Below are 22,906 nucleotides of genomic sequence, written 5' to 3'. Positions count from 1 at the left end.
AAAATTATGAAAAATGAATCCCGAATAACCTCAAAAAAATGTAATTTTAATTCCTAAATTTTGAACATTGTACACGAAAACTTCACTTCTAGTTTTTATACTATTTCTAATCGGAACTGAACAATCGGTACGAGGACAAGTTTTCAAAGACACTACGGCACTTGCCGAAGTTGTTATTACAGCTTCACCTACATCAAACACGCTTCTTAAGTCGGCTTCGTCAATTTCTATTTTAAATTCACAAGCTCTCGAAAATGGAGATGGAGTTATACTAACCCCAATTTTAAATAGAATTCCGGGAATTCAAATGCAACAAGGAGCTCTGAATACCAATCGGATTACTATTCGGGGAATTGGAGCCCGAACCCCATTTGGAACTACAAAAATTAAAATTTATTTTGATGAAATTCCATTAACTACAGCCGAAGGCGAATCGGTTTTAGAAGAAATAGAGATTGCTTCATTAGCCAAAATAGAAATTAATAAAGGTCCTAATACAACCAGTTTTGGTGCCGGATTGGGTGGCGTAATCCATTTATACAGCCATGAAGGAAATAAAGAACTTTCTGCCGGGAAATGGAATAGCACTTTTGGAAGTTTCGGATTGCAAAAACATTCCCTCTCGGGAAATTTAAATAGCAATACATGGAATTTATTCACCAATTACACCCTATTGGAAAGTGACGGATTTCGGGAAAACAGTGCCTATTCGAGACAAACTTTTCATTTGAAAGGCGATACTCCTTTGGGTAAAAAAAACAAAATTAGTTTTCTGGGAATAGCTACACGTTTGAAAGCATTTATACCGAGTTCATTGAATGCAGTTGATTTTGAAAACAATCCGGAAATTGCAGCTTCAAACTGGAAAGCAGCCAAAGGATACGAATCTTACTACAAAGTAATATTAGGTATTTCACATGAAGTCTTACTCCATTCTAAGTTGAAATGGAGCAACAGCTTGTTTACAACAATTAAATCGGGTTATGAGGCCAGACCCTTTGATATTTTGGAGGATGTATTATTCTCCTATGGCATTCGAAGTAAAATAAAATATTCTGAAAAACTATTAAACATACCCTTTGTAATGAGTTTGGGAACTGAACTAATGAAAGAAAAGTACCGAAATTCTTTATTTGAAAACCTTTATCTCAATAATCCGCAAATAGGAAGTGTTGAAGGTGATAAATTTAATAGTACCCAACAAAACCGAAACTACGCAAACTATTTTTTTCAACTTGATGCACAAATAGTACCAAAATTACAGATGGAAACCGGTTTGGCTTTAAACTACACCCAATACAAACAACAAAATACTTTTAATACCCCAAAAGAACCCTTTGAAAAATACAGTTTTGAACCTTTACTTTTACCGCGATTGGGACTAACTTATAAGCTTACAGATAAAGCAAGTTTATATGTTTCTATTAGCAAAGGGTTTTCAATGCCGGCTGTTGCCGAAACTTTAACTCCGGAAGGCAACTTAAATGCTTCCTTAGTTCCGGAAATTGGAATTAACTATGAAGCGGGATTCAAAAGTCAGTTTTTAGACCAAAAAGGGTATTTTGAAATGGCCCTGTATCAAACAGATATTCAAAATTTATTGGTAGCACAACGCACCGCTGAAGATCAATATGTAGGAAGGAATGTTGGAAAAACCAGACACATAGGGTTGGAAATGCAGCTAAACTATAGGATTTATTCAACCGAAAAACTTACCCTAAATACATTTACATCTTGGCATTGGATAAAAGCCAAATTTGTAAATTTTTTGGATAATGATGTAGACTATTCAGGTAAAATATTACCCGGAATTCCGGAAATCCATTTTAACTTGGGATGGGATATTTCGTTACCGGGTAGGTTGAAATTTACAAACTCATATAGTTATACTGATTCGATGTTTTTGAATGATGCCAATACTTTATCAACCCAATCGTTCCGACTAGTAGACAGTAAAATAGATTATACCGTAAATGTATTAGAAGTTTTAAATTTAAAATTATATGCCGGATTTCAAAATTTATTAAATGAAAGATATGCCGCAAGCCTATTACCTAATGCAGTAGGTTTTGGCAACCAACTCCCAAGGTATTTTTATCCCGGCACCCCTTTTAATTATTATGGAGGAGTTCAGTTGGTTTATACTTTTTAAAACTTACTTTTTTATACTTCTTACCTCCTCGGGGGTTACTGGTGTTTTTTGTTTATTACTCCAAGAATTCATAATATAATTCATAACATCGGCAACCTCTTCATCGGTTAAACCCATAGCAGTCATGGTACCGTTGTAGCGAACTCCATTTACCAGAATCGGACCACTTTGACCGTATTTTACAGCATGTATACTTTCTTTTCTTTTGTCCTTCAACCAATTTGAATTGTCTAAAGGGGGTACAACTCCCGGAGTTCCTTTTCCGTTTGCTAAATGACATTGGATACAAAAATCAGTATAAATTTCTTTTCCTCTAGCCTTACTTTGTTGCCACTCCTTGTTTTGGTCATAAAAGGTATAAGCTGAACTCGCTTTATAATTGAAGTTCAATAAAAACATGAAAAGTAGTGTAAAAATAGATTTACCCATTACAATTTTGGTACAATTTTAAGTATTCCTTTTCCTTCTACACTCAAATAGATATAGCCATCGGGTCCTTGACGAACGTCTCTTACTCTACCTATATCAGTTGCTATTTTTTGTCTTCCTACAACCGTTTCATTGTCTAATTGAACAAGCTCTAAATATTGAAAACTCAATGAGCCTACCAATAAATGTCCTTTCCAATTGGGATACAAATCACTTGTTACAAAGGCCATACCACTGGGAGCAATAGAAGGTAACCAATAATATAAAGGTTGTTCCATACCTTCTTTTTCCTTCAAATTAGAAATTACAGAGCCGTCATAATCAATTCCATAGGTAATTATGGGCCACCCGTAATTGGCTCCTTTCTTGATGATATTAATTTCATCACCACCTTTAGGTCCATGCTCATGAGTCCAAATTTTTCCTGTAGTTGGGTGTAGAGCCATTCCTTGCGGATTTCTATGTCCAAAAGAAAAAACAGCTTCCTTTGCACCAGGTATTCCAACAAAAGGATTATCCGATGGAATCTTTCCATCATCATGTAATCGGTATACTTTACCTCCATCTCTATTTACATCTTGCGGGTTTTCCGGATGGTTGCCTCTGTCACCAATAGTAAAATATAAAAAACCTTGCTTATCAAAAACAATTCGGGAACCAAAATGATGTCCGCGTGTAGTATTAGGTACTCCTTTGTATAACTCTTGAATATCTGTTAAAGCTTGGTTTTCAATTTTTGCTCGTATCAATCGGGTATGTGCTCCTTTTTCTGTCCCGGAATCTGATGAAAAAGTCAAGTAAATCCAACCTACTTTTTCATAGTTGGGATGAACAGCAACATCCAATAAGCCACCTTGACCTCGTGCTATTACTTGTGGAACATTTGCAATTGGGGTCTTAATCTGATTTTTAACTTGATACAAAATACCGCTCTTTTCGGTTACCAAAATACTCCCATCTGGTAGCCAAGCCATTCCCCAAGGAATATCTATACCGGATATTACGGTTTCAAAAGTGTAGCTTATTTTTTCGGGTTGTAAAGTAATATCTTTCTCTTTTACTTGAGCTTTACAACTGATTAAAACAAAAAACAATACTAAAGCAGAATAACGTATCATGTGCAAATAATTTGCCCCTAAGATACTCATTATCTAAAAATGGGATTCCTAAAATTTAGCTAAAAAGAAAACTACCCTTCTTTCTTTAATTGTTCTCGGTAGTGAGACAAATTTTCTTTGATTTTTTCATCCAATTCTGGTTCTTTGATATCTGTATACATTTGTAACGTTTCCAAAATAGTTTTTGCTACAATATATCGGGCATTTTCTTTATTATCTGCTGGAACCACAAACCATGGAGCGTGAGGTTTTGAAGTTTTATTTATGGCTTCCTCGTAATATTTGATGTAATCATCCCACAAACTTCGCTCTTTTAAATCGCCCGGAGAAAATTTCCAGTTGTGCTTTTCGGTTTCCAGTCTTCTAATTAAACGTTGTCTTTGTTCTTCTTTACTAAGGTGAAGGTAAAATTTAAAAATTAATATCCCATTGCTGGTTATATGCTTTTCAAAGGCATTAATACTTTCAAATCGATTTTCCCAAAACTCAGGGGTAATATCATCTACAGATTGAATTCCGGGTATGTTTTCATTGAGTATGTATTCAGGGTGAACACGTGTTACCAATACATTTTCATAATGAGTTCGGTTAAAAACAGCAAATTTCCCTTTCTCGGGTAAAGCTAAATAGTGACGCCACAAATAATCGTGTTCCAATTCAGAAGAAGTAGGTGTTTTAAAACTATGAACTACAACGCCACGAGCATTAATCTCTTTGAAAACCTCTCGAATCAAACTGTCTTTTCCTGCAGTATCCATACCTTGAAGACAAATAAGAACAGCATATTTATTGTGGGCATACATTTTATCCTGAAGTTTACTTAATTTAACTCGGATTTTTTCCAACTCTTTTTCTTTCTTTTTTTCTGAAACTTCAATAGTAAAATGAGTCGGAAGTTTTGATAGCTCAACCGGAGCAGTTACGCGATAATCTTGGATATTAATGGTCTTCATGGTTTTACATTTAAAACTTAAATTTACTTTAATCAGTTGACTTTTGCAAATAAGACGTTGACAATTAAAATCTATAAACGGAAAATGAAAACAATTAAAAATAAAAAAACTACTCTTTTAGGAGTAGCTTTCTTAGGTTTTGGTAAAATTTGGGGCAAAATTACCTTTTCATAAAAATGTTAGTGTAGTATTTTCTTCCGTTAGCCGGATTTATTTTTATGGAGATTCCAAAATGTGTATAATCTCCTTCAATGTTTTCTTTGTGACCTTCACTCATTAACCAAGCATTTAATACACCTGAATTTGAATGATAGTTGTATGCTATGTTTTCACTTACACGAACCGCACCCAAAACTTGTTTGATATTGTTGGCTCTTTGCTCAAATAAATGGTGACCTACCACATCATTTTTAATCATGTAATCATTGTGCTCTGCAGATTTGAAAGACACATGATTGATAGGTTGCAACTCAGATAAACCTTGACTAACTCTGTGATTGTTGATTTTATTCATTAAATCAACTTCAGAATCACTGTATGAAAATTCTTCAACAATAGGAGCCGTAACTTCAGATGAATCAGAAGAACAAGAGATCATAGTGAACACGATTGCAATCGGCAATAATGCTCTAAACATTTTTGCTTTCATAGTAGTAGGTTAAGTTTTAAAGTAGATGTGGGGCAACTACTCGTATGTTAATATTGAATGAACGTATTGTTTGATTTGGTTAGTCAATATTACTACTATATCGTTAAAGTGCAAAATAAAATCGATGAAATGCGCTTTTTTTTTATTTACAAATGTTTTTTCTTACATTTTAAGGTGCTAATCTTTCTATTTTCCAATTGAAATCTTCTTGTAATACATATCGAATTCTATCATGAAGTCGGTTGGGGCGTCCTTGCCAAAATTCAACTTCATGAGGACGTACTAAAAAACCTCCCCAAAAAGAAGGTCTCGGAATCTCTTTGTCTTTAAATTCTGTTTCAAGTTCTTTCAATTTATGTTCCAAATACAATCTGGATTCTATTACGCTGCTTTGTTTTGAAACAAGGGCACCTAACTTACTCCCGTCGGGTCGGGAATCAAAATAATTATCTGAAAGTTGAGCGGAAGTTTTCTCTGCAATACCTTTAATTATAACTTGACGCTCCATAGAATGCCAAAAAAACGATAAACAAACGTTGGGATTTGCTTCAATGGCTTTCCCTTTTTCAGATTCATAATTGGTGTAAAAAATGAATCCTTCTTCGTTGAACTTTTTCAAAAGAACAACACGAGCTTTAGGGAAACCATCTAAACCAATGGTGGACACCGTCATGGCATTGACTTCCTCAATATCACTTTGTTCTTCGGTTTCATAAAACCAGCGGTGAAACAAATTGATTGGATCTTCCGGTATATTGGATTCCAATAGTTCACTTTTCTCGTAAGATTTTCTATAATTACTTAGGTCTTTCATTTTTTTGAGGTGCTAGGGTTCTAAGTGGCTAAGGTACGAATAAAAGGAAAAGCTGAAAAAAGTGGAATTGTTTAATAACTCAGCTTTAATAGCACACGGATTTTTGAGATGAAATGGATTTTCACTGATTTTATATTCGCTTAGCGAAAATGGATGAAAAAGGATTTACAACAACCAGATTTGCGATTATAAGTAACTCCATAACCTGAAACTTGAAACTTGAAACTAAATTTATAACTCAAACTCTTTTCCATCATCGGCTAAAAGCACATTGGAAAAAATAGTCTCTGCTTCAGTTTTAAACAAATCTATGGTTGCGTAGCGAGTTGAATAATGACCTAGTATCAATTTATTAACTTTAGCTCTAAACGCAATTGTAGCGGCTTGTTTGGCAGTTGCATGCATTGTTTTTTCGGCCAAATGGGCTTCTTTTTCTAAAAAGGTAGCCTCATGATACAAAACATCAACATTTTTAACGTGTGAAATTAAATCTTCATCATACACTGTATCCGAACAAAACGCATAACTTTTTTCGGGTTCGGGATCAAATGTGATTTCGTGATTGGGTATTAGTGTTCCGTTATCTAAAGTAATATCGCCTCCGTATTTAATTTTTTGGTAATAAACGACATCAATTCCAAGATTTTGAATTTTATCTATATTGAGTTTTCGCTCTTTATTTTTTTCTTGGAATAAAAATCCGTTAGTGTAAATCCGATGCTTAAGTGGAATGGTTTTTACAATTACTTTTTCATCTTCAAAAAGCACTTCACTTTCTTTTGATTCCAATTCATGAAAATAAAGATTGTAACCGGTATAGGAGTTTCCGGCACGCAATTGTAACAAAATCAACTCTTTAATTCCTTTTGGACCATAGACGTGTAAATCACTTTCTCGATTGAGCAACATAAACGTTGAAATCAATCCCACCAAACCAAAAAAATGATCCCCATGCAAATGCGATATAAAAATGTGATTGATTTTGGAGAATTTGATTTTATTCTTCCGCAATTGCACTTGCGTTCCTTCACCACAATCTATTAAAAACATACGGTTTTTAATTTCTAACACTTGAGAAGTGGGATTGGTGATGGTGCGAGGTGTGGCGGCGTAACAGCCGAGGATGGTGAGTTTCACTATTTTTTTGTTTCAGGTTTCAGGTTTCAGGTTTCAACTTGAAAAACTATGTTAAACATTTCCAACTACAAACTTATTACTCCCAACTCCAATTAAAACCCCAAATCGCGTTCAATTTCTTCCATTTCAATGATGTCATGAGCTTCTAAAAGTGTGGGAACAACAGTTAATTTGGCCGGAATGGCATTAAAATCAATTCCATCTGCTACAATAACAAAGGATTTTTTTCCTTTTTTATGCGTTTTTGACAAATCGCCAAACAACTTAATTTGCTTCAAATCAACTGATTTGTCCATAGACATATCCAAAATTAAATTCTGATTTTTAAAACTATTGTGTTGCGTTGTGACTTTTTCAAGAAAAGCTATACAATCCCCTTGGGTGTTTTTTAAAATGGTAGTATGTCCTTTTTGATCGACTTTCATTATTTTTAGTTGCTGAGATTCTGAATTGCTGAGTTACTAAGATATGAAAAATTACTTAATCTTGGAGGCCAAAAGGTAAATTACCGCCATTCTGATTGCAACTCCGTTTTCTACTTGATCTAAAATGACAGATTGTTTGGAGTCGGCAACATCACTGGTAATTTCAACACCTCTATTAATTGGCCCGGGATGCATGATTACAATTTCTTTGCTCAATGAATCTAAAAGTACTTTATCTACCCCGTATTGTTGTGCATATTCGCGTGTAGAAGGAAAATAATTGACTTCCATTCGTTCGTTTTGTACACGGAGCATATTGGCTACATCGCACCATTCTAAAGCTTTTCTCAAATTGGGTTCAACAGAAACACCCAAACTTTCAATGTGTTTGGGAATTAAAGTTTTGGGTCCGCACACTTTAACTTCTGCCCCTTGCATTTGCAAAGCAAAAATATTGGAAAGAGCTACACGAGAATGCAATATATCACCCACAATTACGACCTTCTTTCCTCCTACTTCACCCAATCGTTCTCTAATGGAATAACTATCTAACAAGGCTTGTGTAGGATGTTCATGGGCACCATCGCCGGCATTAATAATACTTGCCTTTACATTTTGCGACAAGAAATAAGCGGCTCCGGGATGCGAATGCCGCATAACCACCATATCTACTTTCATGGCCAAGATGTTATTAACGGTATCAATAAGAGTTTCTCCTTTTTTTACAGAGGATTGTGCAGCAGAAAAACTAATCACATCGGCTGAAAGTCTTTTTTGAGCGAGTTCGAAGGATAATTTGGTTCGGGTACTGTTCTCAAAAAAGATATTGGCAATGGTGATGTCACGCAAGGAAGGAACCTTTTTTATGGGTCTGTTAATCACTTCTTTAAAATGATCGGCAGTTTCAAAAATAAGTTGAATATCTTCCGGCTGAAGGTATTTGATACCTAATAAATGGTTCACACTTAATTCTTTCATTCTATAGTATTCGATTGTTCGATTGTTGAATTTTTCGATTTTTCGATTATTGGATTATTCGAACTTTCTAAAATCTAAAAACCCGATAATCTAATAATGCTTTTAAACTAAATATACGGTGTCTTCACCTTCGTTTTCGGTCCAGCAAACTTTTACTTTTTCATTATTAATAGCATCTACCTGTCTACCTCTATAATCCGGCTGAATGGGTAAATGGCGACTAAAACGTCTGTCGATGAGTACCAAAAGCTCAATTTCGCTTGGCCTTCCAAAAGATTGAATGGCAGTCAGTGCAGAACGAATGCTCCGTCCGGTGTAAAGTACATCATCTATAAAAATCACTTTTTTATCTTCTACAATAAAATCGATTTCGGTTTTATTGGCTTCCAAGGGTTTGTCACCTCTGCGAAAATCATCTCTAAAAAAAGTGATGTCTAGCAATCCGAATTGAATATTTTTAATTTGGTATTCTTCCTGTAACAATTTAACAATTCGCTTAGCTAAGAATGAACCTCTGGGCTGTAATCCTATAAGGATTGTATCCGAAAAATCAAGGTGCTTTTCAATCAATTGACAGGCCAAACGATGGAGAATGATATTGACTTCTTTGGAAGTGAGCAATACTTTTTGACTCATGGTAGTGTGGTTTGGAGTGTAAAGATATACTTTTTTTGGGACTTACATTCTAAAAAAAATCCCGAAACAAGGTTACGGGATTTCTTTATTAGGCATACATTTTTTTTCTCAATTCTTTGATTTTATCATCTTCCAAATACTCATCAAAGGTCATGTAGCGGTCAATCACACCATTTGGCGTAATTTCAACTACGCGATTGGCAACGGTTTGAGCAAATTCGTGATCGTGTGTAGTAAACAAAACTGAACCTTTGAAATTCTTTAATGAGTTATTAAAAGCTTGAATGGATTCCAAATCCAAGTGATTGGTTGGTTCATCTAGCATTAACACGTTGGCCCGAAGCATCATCATGCGTGAAATCATGCAACGTACTTTTTCTCCTCCGGATAAAACCCGTCCGGTTTTAAGAGCTTCTTCGCCTGAAAAAATCATTTTACCCAAAAACCCACGAACGTAAACTTCGTCTCTTTCTTCTTCAGTTTTGGCCCATTGACGTAACCAATCCACTAAAGTGTAATCGTTTTCAAAAAACGAATGATTATCGGCTGGCAAGTAGGATTGTGTGGTGGTTATTCCCCAATCAAAAGTACCGGAATCGGCTTTTAAATTACCGTTTAAAACTTCATAAAAAGCAGTAGTCGCACGTGAATCTTTAGAAAACACCACTATTTTGTCGCCTTTTGCCATGTTTAAATCAATATTTTTAAAAAGAACTTCACCTTCGAGTGATGCCGATAACCCTACAACATTTAAAATTTGATCTCCCGCTTCACGTTCTTGGTCAAAAATAATGGCCGGATATCTTCTGCTGGAAGGCTTTATCTCGTCTAAATTTAATTTTTCAATCATTTTTTTACGCGAAGTAGCTTGCTTTGACTTAGCTACGTTGGCACTAAAACGACGAATAAATTCCTCCAATTCTGCTTTCTTTTCCTCAGCTTTTTTGTTTTGTTGAGCCCTTTGCTTGGCTGCTAACTGGCTACTTTCATACCAAAAAGTATAGTTTCCGGAGTAGTGTGTAATTTTTCCAAAATCGATATCGGATACGTGCGTACAAACCGCATCCAAAAAGTGACGGTCGTGAGAAACAACTAAAACGGTGTTCTCATAGTTTGCCAAGAAATTCTCCAACCAACCAATGGTTTCAAAATCCAAATCGTTGGTAGGCTCATCCATAATCAACACATCGGGATTCCCAAAAAGAGCTTGAGCCAAAAGCACACGCACCTTCAGTTTTCCTTCCATTTCACTCATTAGAGTATAGTGGTAATCGGCAGAGATTCCCAAATTAGACAACATAGAGGCTGCATCAGAATCGGCATTCCATCCGTTCATTTCTTCAAATTGCACTTGCAATTCTCCAATTCTATCCGCATTGGCATCATTATAATCGGCATACAAAGCATCCATTTCTGCTTTCACAGCATACAATACTTTATTTCCCATTAATACCGTTTCCAAAACGGTATGTTCGTCAAACATATTGTGATTTTGGTTCAAAACCGACATTCGTTTTCCGGGTTCCAGAATAACTCTACCCGAAGTAGGCTCCATTTCTCCCGAAATAATTTTCATAAATGTAGATTTTCCGGCACCATTGGCTCCAATAATACCATAGCAATTGCCTTGTGTGAACGTAACATTTACTTCATCAAACAAAACTCTCTTACCAAATTGAACCGATAAATTTGAAACTGTTAACATGTAATTTTTTTTTAAAAACGTTGCAAAATTAGGAAAAATAAAGCACTTTTAAGCCCCCTATTTAGAATAAATATAGGTTTATTTTAACTGTCTGTTAACAAGATAGAAACCTTAGAAAAAATACATTTGTCTAAATTAATGCCACAAATGATTGCCTATAATACAAAAATACTATTTTTATTACTAACGGTTTGTTTACTAAGTCTCTTCACCAGTTGTCAAAAAGAGTTCAACGACTCTAATTTTACGGCTTACTTTGGAGGAGAAGTAATCAATCCTACAACGAATTACGTTTTGTTTCTCAAAGACGATGTGGTAATAGATACTTTGTATTTAAATCAAAAAAACCAATTTTTAAAGAAATTTGATTCGCTGGCACCGGGCTTATATACTTTTAAACACGAACCGGAGTACCAATATGTGTTTTTTGACAAAAACGACAGCTTGATGGTTCGTATTAACTCGGTTGATTTTGATGAATCGGTTGTATTTTGTGGTAGAGGAGATGAAAAAAACAATTTCCTAATGGAATTGTTCCTTAAAAATGATGCCGATCGTAAATCTATGTTTGAACTTTTTGATTACGATATAAACCGATTTCTTAAAAGTTGCGATTCGTCTTATCAATCCAAACAAAAATTTTACAACCGTAAAAAAACAGAAATCAATTGGTCTGATGATTTCGATTTGTATGCCAAAACTATGCTGGACTTGAATCATTATGCCAAAAAAGAAATTTATCCGGTGGCACACAAAATGCGAATGGGTGTTAATGTGAGTAAAGATTTACCTCAAAATTATTATGACCATCGAAAAAAAATTGACTTCAATAATAATTTACTCACTCACTACTCGCCTTTTGTTCGTTATCTAACACACATGATGAGTAATATTTCTTTTCAAAAAGTAAATCCATCTACTCCTGAAAATGAGATCTTACAAATGAGTGTAACCAAATTAAACATAGCAGACACTTTGTTTAAACAAGAATCTGTAAAAAATAAAATTCTAAAGAACATTGCCTTTAGTTACTTGTTAGAAGATCAAAGCATAGAAAATAACAAAATTTTCTTAACCCGATACAATCAGCTTTCAAATGACTCAGAATTGGAAAGTGAAATTAATAAAATAGGGCAATCGATTCAATCTTTGAAACCCGGCAATGTTTTACCAAGTGTCACTTTATTGGACTTGAACGGAAGTCAAATTAAAAGCGAATCCTTATTCAACCGTAAAACCGTGGTTTTTTTCTGGACCGAAAATGCTACTTCTCACATTTCTGCAGTACACAAAAAAGCAATAGATTTTCAAAAATTGCATCCCAATTACCAGTTTGTAGCCATCAATATTGATGAAGACCAGGGCAAATGGAGGAAAGCTTTGGAGAACTACTCATTTGGAACAATAAATGAATTTAGAGCTGAAAACTTTGAAGATTTAAAAGAAAAATGGGTAATCACTAAGCTACACCGCACTTTAATAATAGAACCAAACGGAGTTATTAAAAACGCTTTTGTAAATCTTTTTGATGCAACTTTTGCCGAAAATTTAAAATAAAAAAATCCCGTCTACAAGGACGGGATTTTTATTTATTATTGATTCGCTTTTGCATGATCGGCAAGAAATTGAGCCAATCCGATATCGGTTAACGGGTGCTTTAACAATCCCAATATTGCAGATAACGGACCTGTCATCACATCGGCCCCAATTTTGGCACAATTCACAATGTGCATTGTATGTCGAACAGAGGCGGCAAGAATCTCGGTTTGATAGCCGTAATTATCATAAATTTCTCTGATTTCCTCTATTAAAGCCAATCCATCAGTAGACACATCATCCAATCTTCCGATAAATGGAGAAACATAATTGGCTCCGGCTTTGGCAGCTAATAAAGCTTGACCCGCAGAGAATACTAGCGTTACATTGGTTTTGATTCCTCTATCAGAAAAATATTTACAGGCTTTCACACCTTCTTTGGTCATGGGTAATTTTACCACAATTTGTTCATGCAATTCGGATAACTCTTCTCCTTCTTTAATCATACCTTCGTAATCGGTTGCAATTACTTCGGCACTAACATCTCCGTCAACTATATTGCAGATGTCAACATAATGTTTTAAAACATTATTTTTTCCGCTGATGCCTTCTTTGGCCATTAAAGACGGATTGGTAGTAACACCATCCAAAACTCCAAGGGCTTGTGCTTCTTTAATTTGTTCCAAGTTGGCCGTGTCAATAAAAAATTTCATATGTAAGTTGTGTTTAAATTCGATTGCAAAGGTATTATTTTTGTTTCAGGTTTCAAGTTTCAAGTTTCAAGTTTTTCTTAACAAAAACGTTCAATTTATCTACTAGAAATCCATAAATTTTGAAGCACACCTAACGTCTCTATGTCTTTGATAGATTAATGTCATTACAAAAAATAGTTCTATGAAGTGACAAACACAAATTAAAGCTTGTAATGCTTCATCAACATTTTTTCATAAACCTTATCCGGTAAAATTCGTTTTAAAACAATTGAAAAACGTTGAAGAAAACTACCTACTTTGTAATGTACATTCGGTTGATGGGTTTCAATAATTTTGTGAATGGCAAAGGCCATTTCATTGGGATTACTTCCGGAATCTACATGCTCATCCATCATTTTCAATGTATTCCCGTAAGGGATTTTATAAGCCGAATCTTCTTTTAACGGAGCATGATAGCGACCTGAGGCAATGTTTGTAGCAAAATCGCCGGGAGCTACATTTGTCAGTTGAATTCCAAACGGTTTTACTTCCATACGTAGGGCTTCTGTAATGAGTTCTAAAGCTCCTTTTGAAGCCGAATATACGCTTCTGTAAGGCAACCCCATATAACCGGCAATAGAAGTAATATTGATTATTAAACCCGATTTTTGGTTTCGCATTTGCGGCAAAACGGCTTTGATTACTTCAATTGGGCCAAAAAAATTGGTTTCAAAATTGTTTTTGATTTCTTGCGTCGGAATTTCTTCAAGCGGTCCCGTAATTCCCACTCCGGCATTATTGATTACTACATCCAAACGGCCTTCCTTTTGAATCAATTCGGAAACAGCATGGGCTATACTATTCACATCACGAACATCCAGTTGCACTAACGTAAAAACGGATTCTTTAACTTGACTTGGGTTTCTACTGGTTCCATATACGGTATAGCCTTTGTGATGCAAAAAGGTACCAATAGATTTACCAATTCCGGAGGAACCTCCGGTGATGAGAATAACTTTTGACATGATTGGGTATAAAAAGCAAATATACTAATTAGTCCTTAGTTCTTTGAGAAATGAATGCGTAAATAAAAAAGATGGAATGCGAAGTTTAAAAAAAAGGACGAAAAGAAGAGGAAAAAAAATCGTTACTTTCCAAAAAAAAATGGCAAGCGACCTACATCGCACCGCTACAACCGCATACCTTTGCTGTGTTCCCACCCTGGAGGAGTTTGCAGGAGCTGGTCGTGTAGGACTTGCCGGTGCAAATATACAATCTTTTTATGATTTTACAAGGAAAATACTGGGTTCAAATTGTTATATTTGTCCATAACATACTGTTTGAAACCATGAAAAACTATAACTTATTCTCATTCATTTTATTAGCTATTTTAATTGGAAGTTGCGAAGACAAGGAAAAAGACAAATCGGACTGGTTTTTATTGCAAACCTCTCAAAACAAAGCCCAATTTACCCCCCAAGAAACGGCCGTATTGACGATTTCAAATCCCAAAAATAAAACGATAGATAGCGTTGTTTACTACAGTAATGATATAAAACTAGGTTCTGTTTCAGGAAGTTCAAACTTTACTTTTTCTCTGGCTAATGTGAAACTTGGCTATCAAAATTTGAAAGCCCTTGTTTACTTTGAAAAAGACTCTGCTGCAGCAACTCATCGTATTGAATTGGTATCGGATATTGAGCCTAAACTTTTAAAATACACCTTATTAAACACTTATCCGCATGATAGTAAGGCTTATACCCAAGGTTTAGAATTTCATCGGGATACGTTGTATGAAGGAACCGGAAACGGTACAGGAGCAGGCACACTTACCAAAGGAGTATCGAGTTTGCGAAAAACAAATTATAAAACCGGAGAAATTTATAAAAAAGTGGAATACCCTGAAGCCATTTTTGGAGAAGGTATTACGGTATTGAACAACAAAGTATACCAATTATCTTGGCAAAACTTAATTGGTTTTATCTATGATGCAGATACCTTCAAAGAGATTAGACGTTTTGATTATTCCAAGAGAATTGAGGGTTGGGGATTATGTAACGATGGCGAAAAACTCTATCAATCGGATGGAACCGAGAAAATTTATATGCTACATCCGGAAACCCTACAAATTGAAGGCAACATTAATGTGTATTCCGGATCCTATAAAATTAAAGCGGTGAATGAATTGGAATGGATAGACGGTAAAATCTACGGCAACATTTACCAAAAAGATGCCATTGCCATTATCAATCCAAAAAACGGTGCGGTAGAAGCAGTGATTTATTTAGGGGATTTAAAGAAGTTAGTCACCCAACATCCGGATATTGATGTTTTAAACGGAATTGCTTATAACCCGAAAACCAAAACCCTTTTTGTGACGGGGAAGAATTGGGATAAGCTATTTGAGATTCGGGTGGAGGAGTAATGTGTCAATACGGCAATTCGGAAATGGGAAAATTGGAAATGGGTAAATGGGAACACGGATGACGCAGATTTAAAAAATTGACACGGATTTTTTTTTGGATTCGCTTTGCGAAAGCGGATGTAAACGGATGATAAGTGCTATCATTTTCTCTTATATCAACTGCTTATTTCCCTAGTTATGTCCCTTCGATGGTAGGAGACAATTCATTCTTTTTTTAATGGGGGTAATTCGGCAATGTGTCAATTTGGCAATACAACATTTGAGCATTTGTTTAAATTACCGCTTTTTTAATCTGTCTTCAAAACAAACAACCGTCAACATACAACCGTTTAATGAAACTCCCCAAACACCTTCGTTGCTTCGTTGTATGCACTTTCAAAACTCATGGGGCTGGTGTTGGTATTTTCTTTTTGAGTGGTAAAGTAAGATAGCAATTTTTCGGTAGGCATGTTTCCGGTAAGGTCGTCTTTTGCCATGGGGCAACCGCCAAATCCTTGAATGGCTCCGTCAAAACGGCGGCAACCGGCTTTGTAGGCCGCATCTACTTTTTCAAACCATTTATTGGGTGTGGTGTGCAGATGGGCTCCAAACTCAATTTCGGGATATTTGGTAATCAGGTTCGAAAATAAATAATCAATGACTTCGGGGGTTGAACTTCCCACAGTGTCGGATAATGATAAAATTTTCACTCCCATACCGGCCAGTTTCTCCGTCCACTCCCCTACGATTTCTACGTTCCATGGGTCGCCATACGGGTTACCGAAACCCATTGATAAATAGGCCACCACTTCTTTATTGGATTGGTCTGCAATTTCTAAAATTTCTTGTAAGGTGATGATAGACTCGGCAATGGTTTTGTGCGTATTACGCATTTGAAAATTCTCCGAAATCGAAAAAGGAAAACCCAAATACTGAATTTCTTTGTGCACCGCTGCCAGTTCTGCCCCTTTGGTATTGGCGATAATGGCTAACAATTTGCTTCGGGTTTGCGATAAATCCAATCGAGCCAATACTTCTGCGGTATCCGCCATTTGTGGAATAGCTTTGGGTGAAACAAAACTCCCAAAGTCCAACGTATCAAAACCAACCCGTAAGAGCGATTGCAAATAAGCTACTTTACGTTCTGTGGGTATAAAGGTTTTGATGCCTTGCATGGCATCACGTGGACATTCAATTATTTTGATGGGTTGCATAGTTTTCAAAAATAAGGAAGAAATTTGAATTTAAATTAAAGTCCAGTCGGATTTTATGGGTAAATCTGTAAGAAATTGATTTTAAGACCCTTTGGTACAAATCTGTAATCTGTAATTCAATTTAAACTACTCTATGGGTTTTACCCTCGCTCAACAATCCCTTTATCTTCCCTTTATCTTCCCTTTATCCTCCCATTATCCTCCCTTTATCTTCTAAACTTAATTAAATTGTAATGTTTTGAGTATTTTATATGGGAGAACTGTATAGTAATGGCAATTTTAAATCAAAATCATAAAACTACTATAGATAAAGTTATTCCTAAAGTTCCTGGATTACTATTAAGGGGTAAATCGGTAAAAAAAAGTAGCAACCTATTTAATAATAAAGCAACACTCCATTTTTGATACAAATTGGAATTGAAATCTGTTGAAATTAAATTTTGAACCACAAAAACGTCCCCTAAAAATAAAAACCCCTGTAAAATCAATACTTTACAGAGGTTTTTGTGGAGTCGGAGAGAATCGAACTCTCGTCCAAACAAGCAACCCAAGAGCTTTCTACACGTTTATTCTTTGTTTGAGTTTTCGACAAAAAGCAAGGCCAAAGACAGCCACCTTTTGCTTAGCTTTATGAGTGTCGGTTGGGATTTAAAGCTTTACCCAACCTAGGTTTATATTTCCGGTTCCCCTGAATCAAACGCCACAAACCAAGGCTTTTGAGGAGAATCTAGCTTCTCGTCCTTGACGAGACTAGGCCAATCTTACTGTAATTCAGATTAAGCAGCTAAAGCGTAATTATTTTCGCCGTTTATAAAGTGTGAACCTTGATATTTACGAGCCAAATGTTCAATGCTCGACGTGCTTACTATTCAGTTCCACCTGCTGTCAAAACCGGTCGACCCCTTTTTTTGTGTTCAGTCATCAGTTGCCCTTGTTGGAAACTAAGTTATTCACAGCAAAAACCAGTCCACAAATATACAATTAAAATTCTTATAAATAAAACTTGCCCATGTAAGTCAATACTGTTACATTTGAAACAAATATTACACTTCAACCCTATTATTATAACAAAATGACTTTTGGTATTATCAAAGAACGTAAAAATCCACCAGACAGAAGAGTTGTTTTCACTCCTGATGAATTGGTTCGATTGCAACAAAACTATCCAAACGCTAAATTCAAAGTAGAAGCTTCAGATATTCGTGTGTTTCCGGATGAAGCCTATGCCAAAGCAGGAATTGAAGTAACAACCGATCTGACAGATTGTGATGTTTTGATAGGGGTTAAAGAAGTGCCGGTAGCATCATTAATCCCCAACAAGTCCTATTTTTTCTTTTCGCATACCATAAAAAAACAACCTTATAACCGAAAGTTATTGCAAGCTATTTTGGCCAAAAACATTGATTTATATGACCATGAAACCATTGTAGATGCACAAAACAAACGCTTAATTGGTTTTGGAAGATATGCCGGAATTGTGGGAGCTTATAATGCTTTTAGAGGCTTTGGAATTAAGTATGAACTCTTTCAACTTCCCAAAGCAGAGAATTTGAGTGGAAAAGATGCTCTTGTAAACCAATTGAAAAAACAATTTTTACCCCCTATTAAAATTGTTTTAACCGGAAACGGAAAAGTTGGAAATGGGGCCAAAGAAATTTTGGATGCCCTAAAAATGAAACAAGTTGGCGTTTCCGATTTTTTAAACAAATCGTATTCTGAGCCTGTATATGTTCAAATAGATGTTTTAGACTACAATAAACGAAAAGACGGTTTGGTTTTGAATAATTCCGACTTTTATCAAAACCCATCCGAATACATTTCTGATTTTGAGAGGTTTACCAAAGTAGCCGATATATTTATGGCGGGTCATTTCTATGGAAATGGTGCTCCTTATATCTTAACTCAAGAAATGCTTAAAGCTCCCGATTGCAAACTTAAAGTAGTTGCCGATATCTCTTGCGATGTTAACGGTCCTATTGCTTGTACATTGAAAGCCTCTACCATAGCCGACCCTTTTTTTGGATACCTAGCCTCTACACACCAAGAAGTTCCCTACATGCATCCGGGGTCTATTCTGGTTATGAGTGTAGACAATCTACCCTGTGAATTGCCCAAAGATGCCAGCGAAGGTTTTGGTGAAATGTTTTCAAAATGGGTCATTCCGGCATTTTTTAATGGAGACCAAGACGGCATTTTATTACGTGCAAAAATTACAGAAAACGGAAAATTAACTCCGCGTTTTGCCTACCTTGAAGACTATGTTTCCGAACAAGAATCTTTAATGGGGTGCCAATAAAGTAAAAGGATAAAGCGGAATATTTCTCAGAACTGTAAAAACAATCACTACCCCTAACACCCACAATTCGGCATAACGCATGTGTAAAAGTTGGTAGGGTCGCCATTGGTTCTTTTTCATTACCCAAAAAATCAAATCCAAAGCGATAGCTATAAAAACTATTGTTGCCAAAATATTTTGACGTAGGGCTCCAAATATATCCAAATGGAGTAATTGATGAAACGAGCGTTGGCTACCACATCCGGTACACAATAAGCCCGTATATTGATACACCGGGCATTTTGGGAAAAAAGAAGTAGCGGGATTGAATAGAAAGTAAAGTACTCCTATTCCAATCCCGCTAACTCCTATAGCAATGCTTGCTCTGCGTTTTAACAAGTTGGTCAAATTAACCCATTAAACCACTAGCTACCATTCCTCCTACAAAAAGGAAGTAAAGTAAACCAACAACTACACCGGTTACTGCAGCAGCAATAGCCCAAGTTTTGGCTTTTTTAGAAGCCGCTTCTGCTCCCTCAAAATCACCTGAATTGTAAAGTCCGTCTACTTTGGCCGCATAAACAATACTTACGATTCCAAAAGGCAAACAACATAAAATAGTTGCTAAAATACCCCACACTAAGTAGCTTTCCGGTTTGTTTGGTTTGTTTTCCATAATTAAAAATTGGTTTGGTTTATGATTAGTTAATGTAATACTTTATAAAGGTATGAACCTATCATCATGGCAAATGCCATAATTCCTGAGATGATTAACAGCATTTGATAATTCCGTTTTTTGTCCCATTTGTGTAATAGCAAAACGCCGGCAAAAAAGAGCAAATTGTACAAAGCCGGATACATCAAAAATGCAGCTGCAAATTTCCCTTCGAACATCAAAACCAATGCTCTTTGAAAGCCGCATCCCATACATTCTATTCCAAAAAACGTCTTGGATAAACAAGGAATCATGTAGTTTTCCACAAAAAGCTTTTTTACTATCGCAATTTTACAAAAAAAATCTTTCATTTGCATTACTATGTAAATTGTTTTTTCATTTTTAGAGAAAACCTACCTTTATACCCAAATCAATATGAAACAAATAATTTTAGTTTTACTTTGCCTCATTTTGGCTTTTGTGGCCTACTATTTACCCAAGAATTCTGTAGGAGCGTTGTTGGGTAAAGTGGGTGCATTGGCCATAATCGTTTATTTTATAATGCAATTGATGCAAAAAATCCCCTCTAAAAATCAAAAAGAAGATGACGAAGTTTAACATTGGTGATCGGGTTATGGTACTGGATGACAATTTAAACGGTACCATAAAAAACATTTCTCTTCAAGGTATAACTATTGAAACCGAAGATGGATTTGAAATTACTTACGAAGCAGACGAACTCGTTTTGGATCAACAACAAAACCCAATCCATTCGTTTTTAAGTAAAGCACAAATTCAAAAAGCTCACTTGGAGAAAGAGCCTCAAGAGAAACCCAAATGGGATGGCCTTTTAAAAACGAAAAAAAACGAAGTCGTTTTGGAGGTAGATTTACATATAGAAAAACTCATCCCTCACTGGAAAAGATTGGATAATTACGAAATTTTAAATATTCAATTGGATACGGCACAAAGACAATTGGATTTTGCACTTTCAAAAAGAATACCCAAAGTTGTTTTTATTCACGGTGTAGGTGAAGGTGTTTTAAAATCGGAATTGCATTATTTGTTTAAACGTTATGAAGGACTTCAAATTCAGGAAGCCGACTATCAAAAATACGGGCAAGGAGCTACCGAAATTTACTTTATCCAAAAAAAATTATAAAGATGTAACAAATGACCCAAAGGGATAGGCATTTCCTAATTGGAACGAAACTCCATTTCGGGTAAGTGTCATATTCTTTAAAACCACTGTATGGCGGTAGCCAATTAACGGACTTTGGTTATCTGTGGGAATTTGAAACTCTTCGGTGGTAACCACTTCAATTAGTCCACTTTGACCGGAAACACCAAAATCGGCTTGCCACAATTGACTTAAAGTTGGAATAGAAGGTGTGGGTTGCGAACACATAAAAATCGCATTAATGTTATCACTATAATAGCTCAAAGCTAATGAGTTGTTGGTGTCTATTAATGCAGTTCGAGGACTTCCCGGTTGAGTGATTTGATTTTCAAATAATCCGGGTGCTGTTCGCAACGTTAGAGCTTGTGTTCCGGAAATTTTAAATAAAAAGTCGGTACTCGAGCCACAACGATTGACATTCAAATCTACAAAACTTGCCGGAGGAGCTACATTGGTTACATAAGATCCGAAATTTAATTCGGTAAAAAGTTGTTGACTTCCATTCCCTTTGTCAAAATTTATATTCTTGAAAACAATTAAATGAGAATATCCGGTAATAATTGATGAATTATCTTGCTCATTTACAGATCGATTTGCTGTAGTAGTTACTTCTATGGTACCCGCAGTGGCTAACCATTCGTTAACCACACTGGGATTGGCAGGCGGAATATTAGTGCATAAAACGCCGGTATTCACAGCCCCACTATACAATCGATAAATCACTCGGTTGCTTGATGAAATGGTTTGAGTTCTGGGAGTATTGGGCGGAGTAATTTCATTTACAAATAAGTTTTCCGGTAATTGAACCAATAATACTTCACTCCCATTGATTTTATATACAAAAAAACCGGAAGCACCCGAATTGCAGGAATTTGCCGTTGCTCCACTAAAATCAAAAGAATCTATGGTAAAATCTCCATCATCACATGAAGAAAACCAAACAAGCACAACCAATAATCGAAAAATTAATTTCATTTGTAAATAGCTAAAGTGTGTACAAAAATAGGATTTTAAATTCTTTTACATCAAATAAATTTAATGAGATGCATTTCGATCGATTTAGTATCTTTGAAAATCTAAATTTCGAATCAATTATGAAAGAACGTATCGCACTGTTGTTTTGTTGTATCGTGTTGGGTTCAACAGCCCAAACTTTACAATCTCCCAATAAATTACTCACTCTAAAAACCGGAGTTTCCGAAAAAGGAGAACCATTTTACGAACTCGATATTCAAAACAAAAAAGTAATTACAAAAAGTTTTTTAGGATTGGTTTTGAAAGAAACTTCAAATCTTAAAGAAGGTTTTTCTGTTGCCAATGTTCAAACTTTTGCTGTAGACGAAACTTGGAAGCCGGTTTTGGGAGAAGTACGCGAAATACGAAATCATTACAATGAATTGAAACTTTTTTTAATACAACCCTCTACGCAACGCAAAATGAATATTGTTTTTCGCTTGTTTGATGAAGGGTTGGCATTTCGCTATGAAATTCCGGCACAAGAAAAGCTAAATTATTTTGTAATCTCTGACGAAGTTTCCCAATTTGCCTTAACGGAAAATTACAAAGCCTTCTGGATTCCGGGCGATTATGACAGTCAGGAATATGCCTACAACGAAACCCAATTATCTGAGATTGATGTAACCAAACTCGATATGAATAACGGAATTGGTATGAAAGGCCCAATGGCAAAATCCAGAATCCAATCGCCGGTTATGCTAAAATCACCTAGCGGAATCTATGTGAATATTTTTGAAGCTGCCGTGGTCAATTACCCGATTATGCATTTGGATGTAGATACGTCAACTTTTTTAATGCAATCGCATTTGGTACCCAATGCTATTGGCGATAAAGCTTACTTACAAGCTCCGTCTAATACGCCTTGGAGAACCATTATGGTTAGCGATGATGCCCGTAAAATTCTGTCTTCAAAAATGACTTTGAATTTGAATGAACC

24 protein-coding genes and 2 other RNA genes are annotated in these 22,906 nt (G+C 35.7%); 7 read left to right on the top strand and 19 right to left on the bottom strand.

Going from position 1 to position 22,906, the window contains the following annotated elements; genetic code table 11:
- Nucleotides 1–67 precede the first annotated feature (67 nt).
- A complete protein-coding gene (locus V7M80_RS06935) occupies nucleotides 68–2,152 on the top strand; it encodes a TonB-dependent receptor family protein (RefSeq protein WP_333695001.1) in 2,085 nt (694 codons plus the stop codon).
- A gap of 3 nt (nucleotides 2,153–2,155) precedes the next feature.
- Here the strand turns inward: V7M80_RS06935 and V7M80_RS06930 are convergent, their stop codons facing one another.
- From V7M80_RS06930 to V7M80_RS06885, 10 genes are all read right to left on the bottom strand, one after another.
- Nucleotides 2,156–2,581 carry a c-type cytochrome gene (locus tag V7M80_RS06930; RefSeq protein WP_333695000.1) on the bottom strand — a complete coding sequence of 142 codons (426 nt, stop codon included), beginning with the start codon at nucleotides 2,579–2,581 and terminating at the stop codon, nucleotides 2,156–2,158.
- Nucleotides 2,581–3,699 carry a PQQ-dependent sugar dehydrogenase gene (locus V7M80_RS06925; RefSeq protein ID WP_333694999.1) on the bottom strand — a complete coding sequence of 373 codons (1,119 nt, stop codon included), beginning with the start codon at nucleotides 3,697–3,699 and terminating at the stop codon, nucleotides 2,581–2,583. The genes V7M80_RS06930 and V7M80_RS06925 overlap by 1 nt, the downstream gene beginning before the upstream one ends.
- A 71-nt stretch (nucleotides 3,700–3,770) precedes the next feature.
- Nucleotides 3,771–4,652 (bottom strand): PPK2 family polyphosphate kinase, encoded by an 882-nt coding sequence (locus tag V7M80_RS06920; protein WP_333694997.1) that lies wholly within the window; start codon nucleotides 4,650–4,652, stop codon nucleotides 3,771–3,773.
- Nucleotides 4,653–4,812: 160 nt separating this feature from the next.
- Complete coding sequence (locus tag V7M80_RS06915; protein WP_333694996.1) at nucleotides 4,813–5,301, bottom strand: CAP domain-containing protein; 489 nt, start codon at nucleotides 5,299–5,301, stop codon at nucleotides 4,813–4,815.
- 169 nt (nucleotides 5,302–5,470) lie between these two features.
- Nucleotides 5,471–6,115 carry a pyridoxamine 5'-phosphate oxidase gene (pdxH, locus tag V7M80_RS06910; RefSeq protein ID WP_333694995.1) on the bottom strand — a complete coding sequence of 215 codons (645 nt, stop codon included), beginning with the start codon at nucleotides 6,113–6,115 and terminating at the stop codon, nucleotides 5,471–5,473.
- A gap of 231 nt (nucleotides 6,116–6,346) precedes the next feature.
- Nucleotides 6,347–7,252 carry a ribonuclease Z gene (locus V7M80_RS06905; RefSeq protein WP_333694993.1) on the bottom strand — a complete coding sequence of 302 codons (906 nt, stop codon included), beginning with the start codon at nucleotides 7,250–7,252 and terminating at the stop codon, nucleotides 6,347–6,349.
- A 92-nt stretch (nucleotides 7,253–7,344) separates the two neighbouring features.
- Entirely contained in the window at nucleotides 7,345–7,677 is a 333-nt protein-coding gene (locus tag V7M80_RS06900; protein WP_333694991.1) for a ribonuclease Z, read from the bottom strand.
- Nucleotides 7,678–7,728: 51 nt separating this feature from the next.
- Nucleotides 7,729–8,655, bottom strand: coding sequence for an aspartate carbamoyltransferase catalytic subunit (locus V7M80_RS06895; RefSeq protein ID WP_333694990.1), 927 nt, complete (start codon nucleotides 8,653–8,655; stop codon nucleotides 7,729–7,731).
- Nucleotides 8,656–8,757: 102 nt separating this feature from the next.
- The gene (gene pyrR, locus V7M80_RS06890; RefSeq protein ID WP_333694988.1) at nucleotides 8,758–9,291 is read right to left on the bottom strand and encodes a bifunctional pyr operon transcriptional regulator/uracil phosphoribosyltransferase PyrR; all 534 of its coding nucleotides are present in this window, start codon (nucleotides 9,289–9,291) and stop codon (nucleotides 8,758–8,760) included.
- 88 nt (nucleotides 9,292–9,379) lie between these two features.
- Complete coding sequence (locus V7M80_RS06885) at nucleotides 9,380–10,996, bottom strand: ABC-F family ATP-binding cassette domain-containing protein (RefSeq protein WP_333694987.1); 1,617 nt, start codon at nucleotides 10,994–10,996, stop codon at nucleotides 9,380–9,382.
- A gap of 138 nt (nucleotides 10,997–11,134) precedes the next feature.
- Between V7M80_RS06885 and V7M80_RS06880 the strand changes: the two genes are divergently transcribed.
- The gene (locus V7M80_RS06880) at nucleotides 11,135–12,553 is read left to right on the top strand and encodes a TlpA family protein disulfide reductase (RefSeq protein WP_333694985.1); all 1,419 of its coding nucleotides are present in this window, start codon (nucleotides 11,135–11,137) and stop codon (nucleotides 12,551–12,553) included.
- A gap of 35 nt (nucleotides 12,554–12,588) precedes the next feature.
- Here the strand turns inward: V7M80_RS06880 and fsa are convergent, their stop codons facing one another.
- From fsa to ffs, 3 genes are all read right to left on the bottom strand, one after another.
- Nucleotides 12,589–13,245, bottom strand: coding sequence for a fructose-6-phosphate aldolase (gene fsa / locus V7M80_RS06875; protein WP_333694984.1), 657 nt, complete (start codon nucleotides 13,243–13,245; stop codon nucleotides 12,589–12,591).
- Nucleotides 13,246–13,445: 200 nt separating this feature from the next.
- Nucleotides 13,446–14,249 carry an SDR family oxidoreductase gene (locus V7M80_RS06870; RefSeq protein WP_333694983.1) on the bottom strand — a complete coding sequence of 268 codons (804 nt, stop codon included), beginning with the start codon at nucleotides 14,247–14,249 and terminating at the stop codon, nucleotides 13,446–13,448.
- Nucleotides 14,250–14,386: 137 nt separating this feature from the next.
- Nucleotides 14,387–14,485, bottom strand: an RNA gene (ffs, locus tag V7M80_RS06865) — signal recognition particle sRNA small type.
- An 87-nt stretch (nucleotides 14,486–14,572) separates the two neighbouring features.
- Here ffs and V7M80_RS06860 point away from each other — a divergent pair.
- Nucleotides 14,573–15,649: a glutaminyl-peptide cyclotransferase gene (locus V7M80_RS06860; RefSeq protein ID WP_333694982.1), complete on the top strand. Its 1,077-nt coding sequence runs from the start codon at nucleotides 14,573–14,575 to the stop codon at nucleotides 15,647–15,649.
- 329 nt (nucleotides 15,650–15,978) lie between these two features.
- Here V7M80_RS06860 and V7M80_RS06855 read toward each other — a convergent pair whose 3' ends face one another.
- Together V7M80_RS06855 and ssrA are read right to left on the bottom strand one after the other, a co-directional pair.
- Nucleotides 15,979–16,842 (bottom strand): hydroxymethylglutaryl-CoA lyase, encoded by an 864-nt coding sequence (locus V7M80_RS06855; RefSeq protein WP_333694980.1) that lies wholly within the window; start codon nucleotides 16,840–16,842, stop codon nucleotides 15,979–15,981.
- 504 nt (nucleotides 16,843–17,346) lie between these two features.
- Nucleotides 17,347–17,745, bottom strand: a transfer-messenger RNA (tmRNA) gene (gene ssrA / locus V7M80_RS06850).
- 169 nt (nucleotides 17,746–17,914) lie between these two features.
- Between ssrA and V7M80_RS06845 the strand changes: the two genes are divergently transcribed.
- Nucleotides 17,915–19,138 (top strand): NAD(P)-dependent oxidoreductase, encoded by a 1,224-nt coding sequence (locus V7M80_RS06845; protein WP_333694979.1) that lies wholly within the window; start codon nucleotides 17,915–17,917, stop codon nucleotides 19,136–19,138.
- Here V7M80_RS06845 and V7M80_RS06840 read toward each other — a convergent pair.
- The 3 genes from V7M80_RS06840 to V7M80_RS06830 are packed head-to-tail and all read right to left on the bottom strand — an operon-like array spanning nucleotide 19,121 to nucleotide 20,143.
- Nucleotides 19,121–19,516 (bottom strand): DUF2752 domain-containing protein, encoded by a 396-nt coding sequence (locus V7M80_RS06840; protein ID WP_333694978.1) that lies wholly within the window; start codon nucleotides 19,514–19,516, stop codon nucleotides 19,121–19,123. The genes V7M80_RS06845 and V7M80_RS06840 overlap by 18 nt on opposite strands.
- Before the next feature lie 10 nt (nucleotides 19,517–19,526).
- Nucleotides 19,527–19,793 (bottom strand): CD225/dispanin family protein, encoded by a 267-nt coding sequence (locus tag V7M80_RS06835; RefSeq protein WP_333694976.1) that lies wholly within the window; start codon nucleotides 19,791–19,793, stop codon nucleotides 19,527–19,529.
- A 29-nt stretch (nucleotides 19,794–19,822) separates the two neighbouring features.
- Nucleotides 19,823–20,143 carry a DUF2752 domain-containing protein gene (locus V7M80_RS06830; protein WP_333694975.1) on the bottom strand — a complete coding sequence of 107 codons (321 nt, stop codon included), beginning with the start codon at nucleotides 20,141–20,143 and terminating at the stop codon, nucleotides 19,823–19,825.
- A gap of 64 nt (nucleotides 20,144–20,207) precedes the next feature.
- Here V7M80_RS06830 and V7M80_RS06825 point away from each other — a divergent pair, with 64 nt between their 5' ends.
- Together V7M80_RS06825 and V7M80_RS06820 are read left to right on the top strand one after the other, a co-directional pair.
- Nucleotides 20,208–20,390 carry a hypothetical protein gene (locus V7M80_RS06825; RefSeq protein ID WP_333694973.1) on the top strand — a complete coding sequence of 61 codons (183 nt, stop codon included), beginning with the start codon at nucleotides 20,208–20,210 and terminating at the stop codon, nucleotides 20,388–20,390.
- Complete coding sequence (locus V7M80_RS06820) at nucleotides 20,377–20,934, top strand: Smr/MutS family protein (RefSeq protein WP_333694972.1); 558 nt, start codon at nucleotides 20,377–20,379, stop codon at nucleotides 20,932–20,934. Before V7M80_RS06825 ends, V7M80_RS06820 begins: the two co-directional genes overlap by 14 nt.
- Here V7M80_RS06820 and V7M80_RS06815 read toward each other — a convergent pair.
- Complete coding sequence (locus V7M80_RS06815) at nucleotides 20,929–21,927, bottom strand: hypothetical protein (protein ID WP_333694970.1); 999 nt, start codon at nucleotides 21,925–21,927, stop codon at nucleotides 20,929–20,931. The two genes, V7M80_RS06820 and V7M80_RS06815, sit on opposite strands and share 6 nt — an antisense overlap.
- A gap of 119 nt (nucleotides 21,928–22,046) precedes the next feature.
- Between V7M80_RS06815 and V7M80_RS06810 the strand changes: the two genes are divergently transcribed.
- Nucleotides 22,047–22,906 (top strand): glycoside hydrolase family 97 N-terminal domain-containing protein (locus tag V7M80_RS06810; RefSeq protein WP_333695123.1); only part of this gene is annotated, 860 nt, incomplete at its 3' end.

Origin of the sequence: Flavobacterium sp., assembly GCF_036759525.1 — a bacterium.
In the GTDB taxonomy this organism is placed as follows: Bacteria; Bacteroidota; Bacteroidia; order Flavobacteriales; family Flavobacteriaceae; genus Flavobacterium.
The sequence above is the reverse complement of the archived record's forward strand: the minus strand, read 5'-3'. Positions and strand labels throughout refer to the sequence as shown.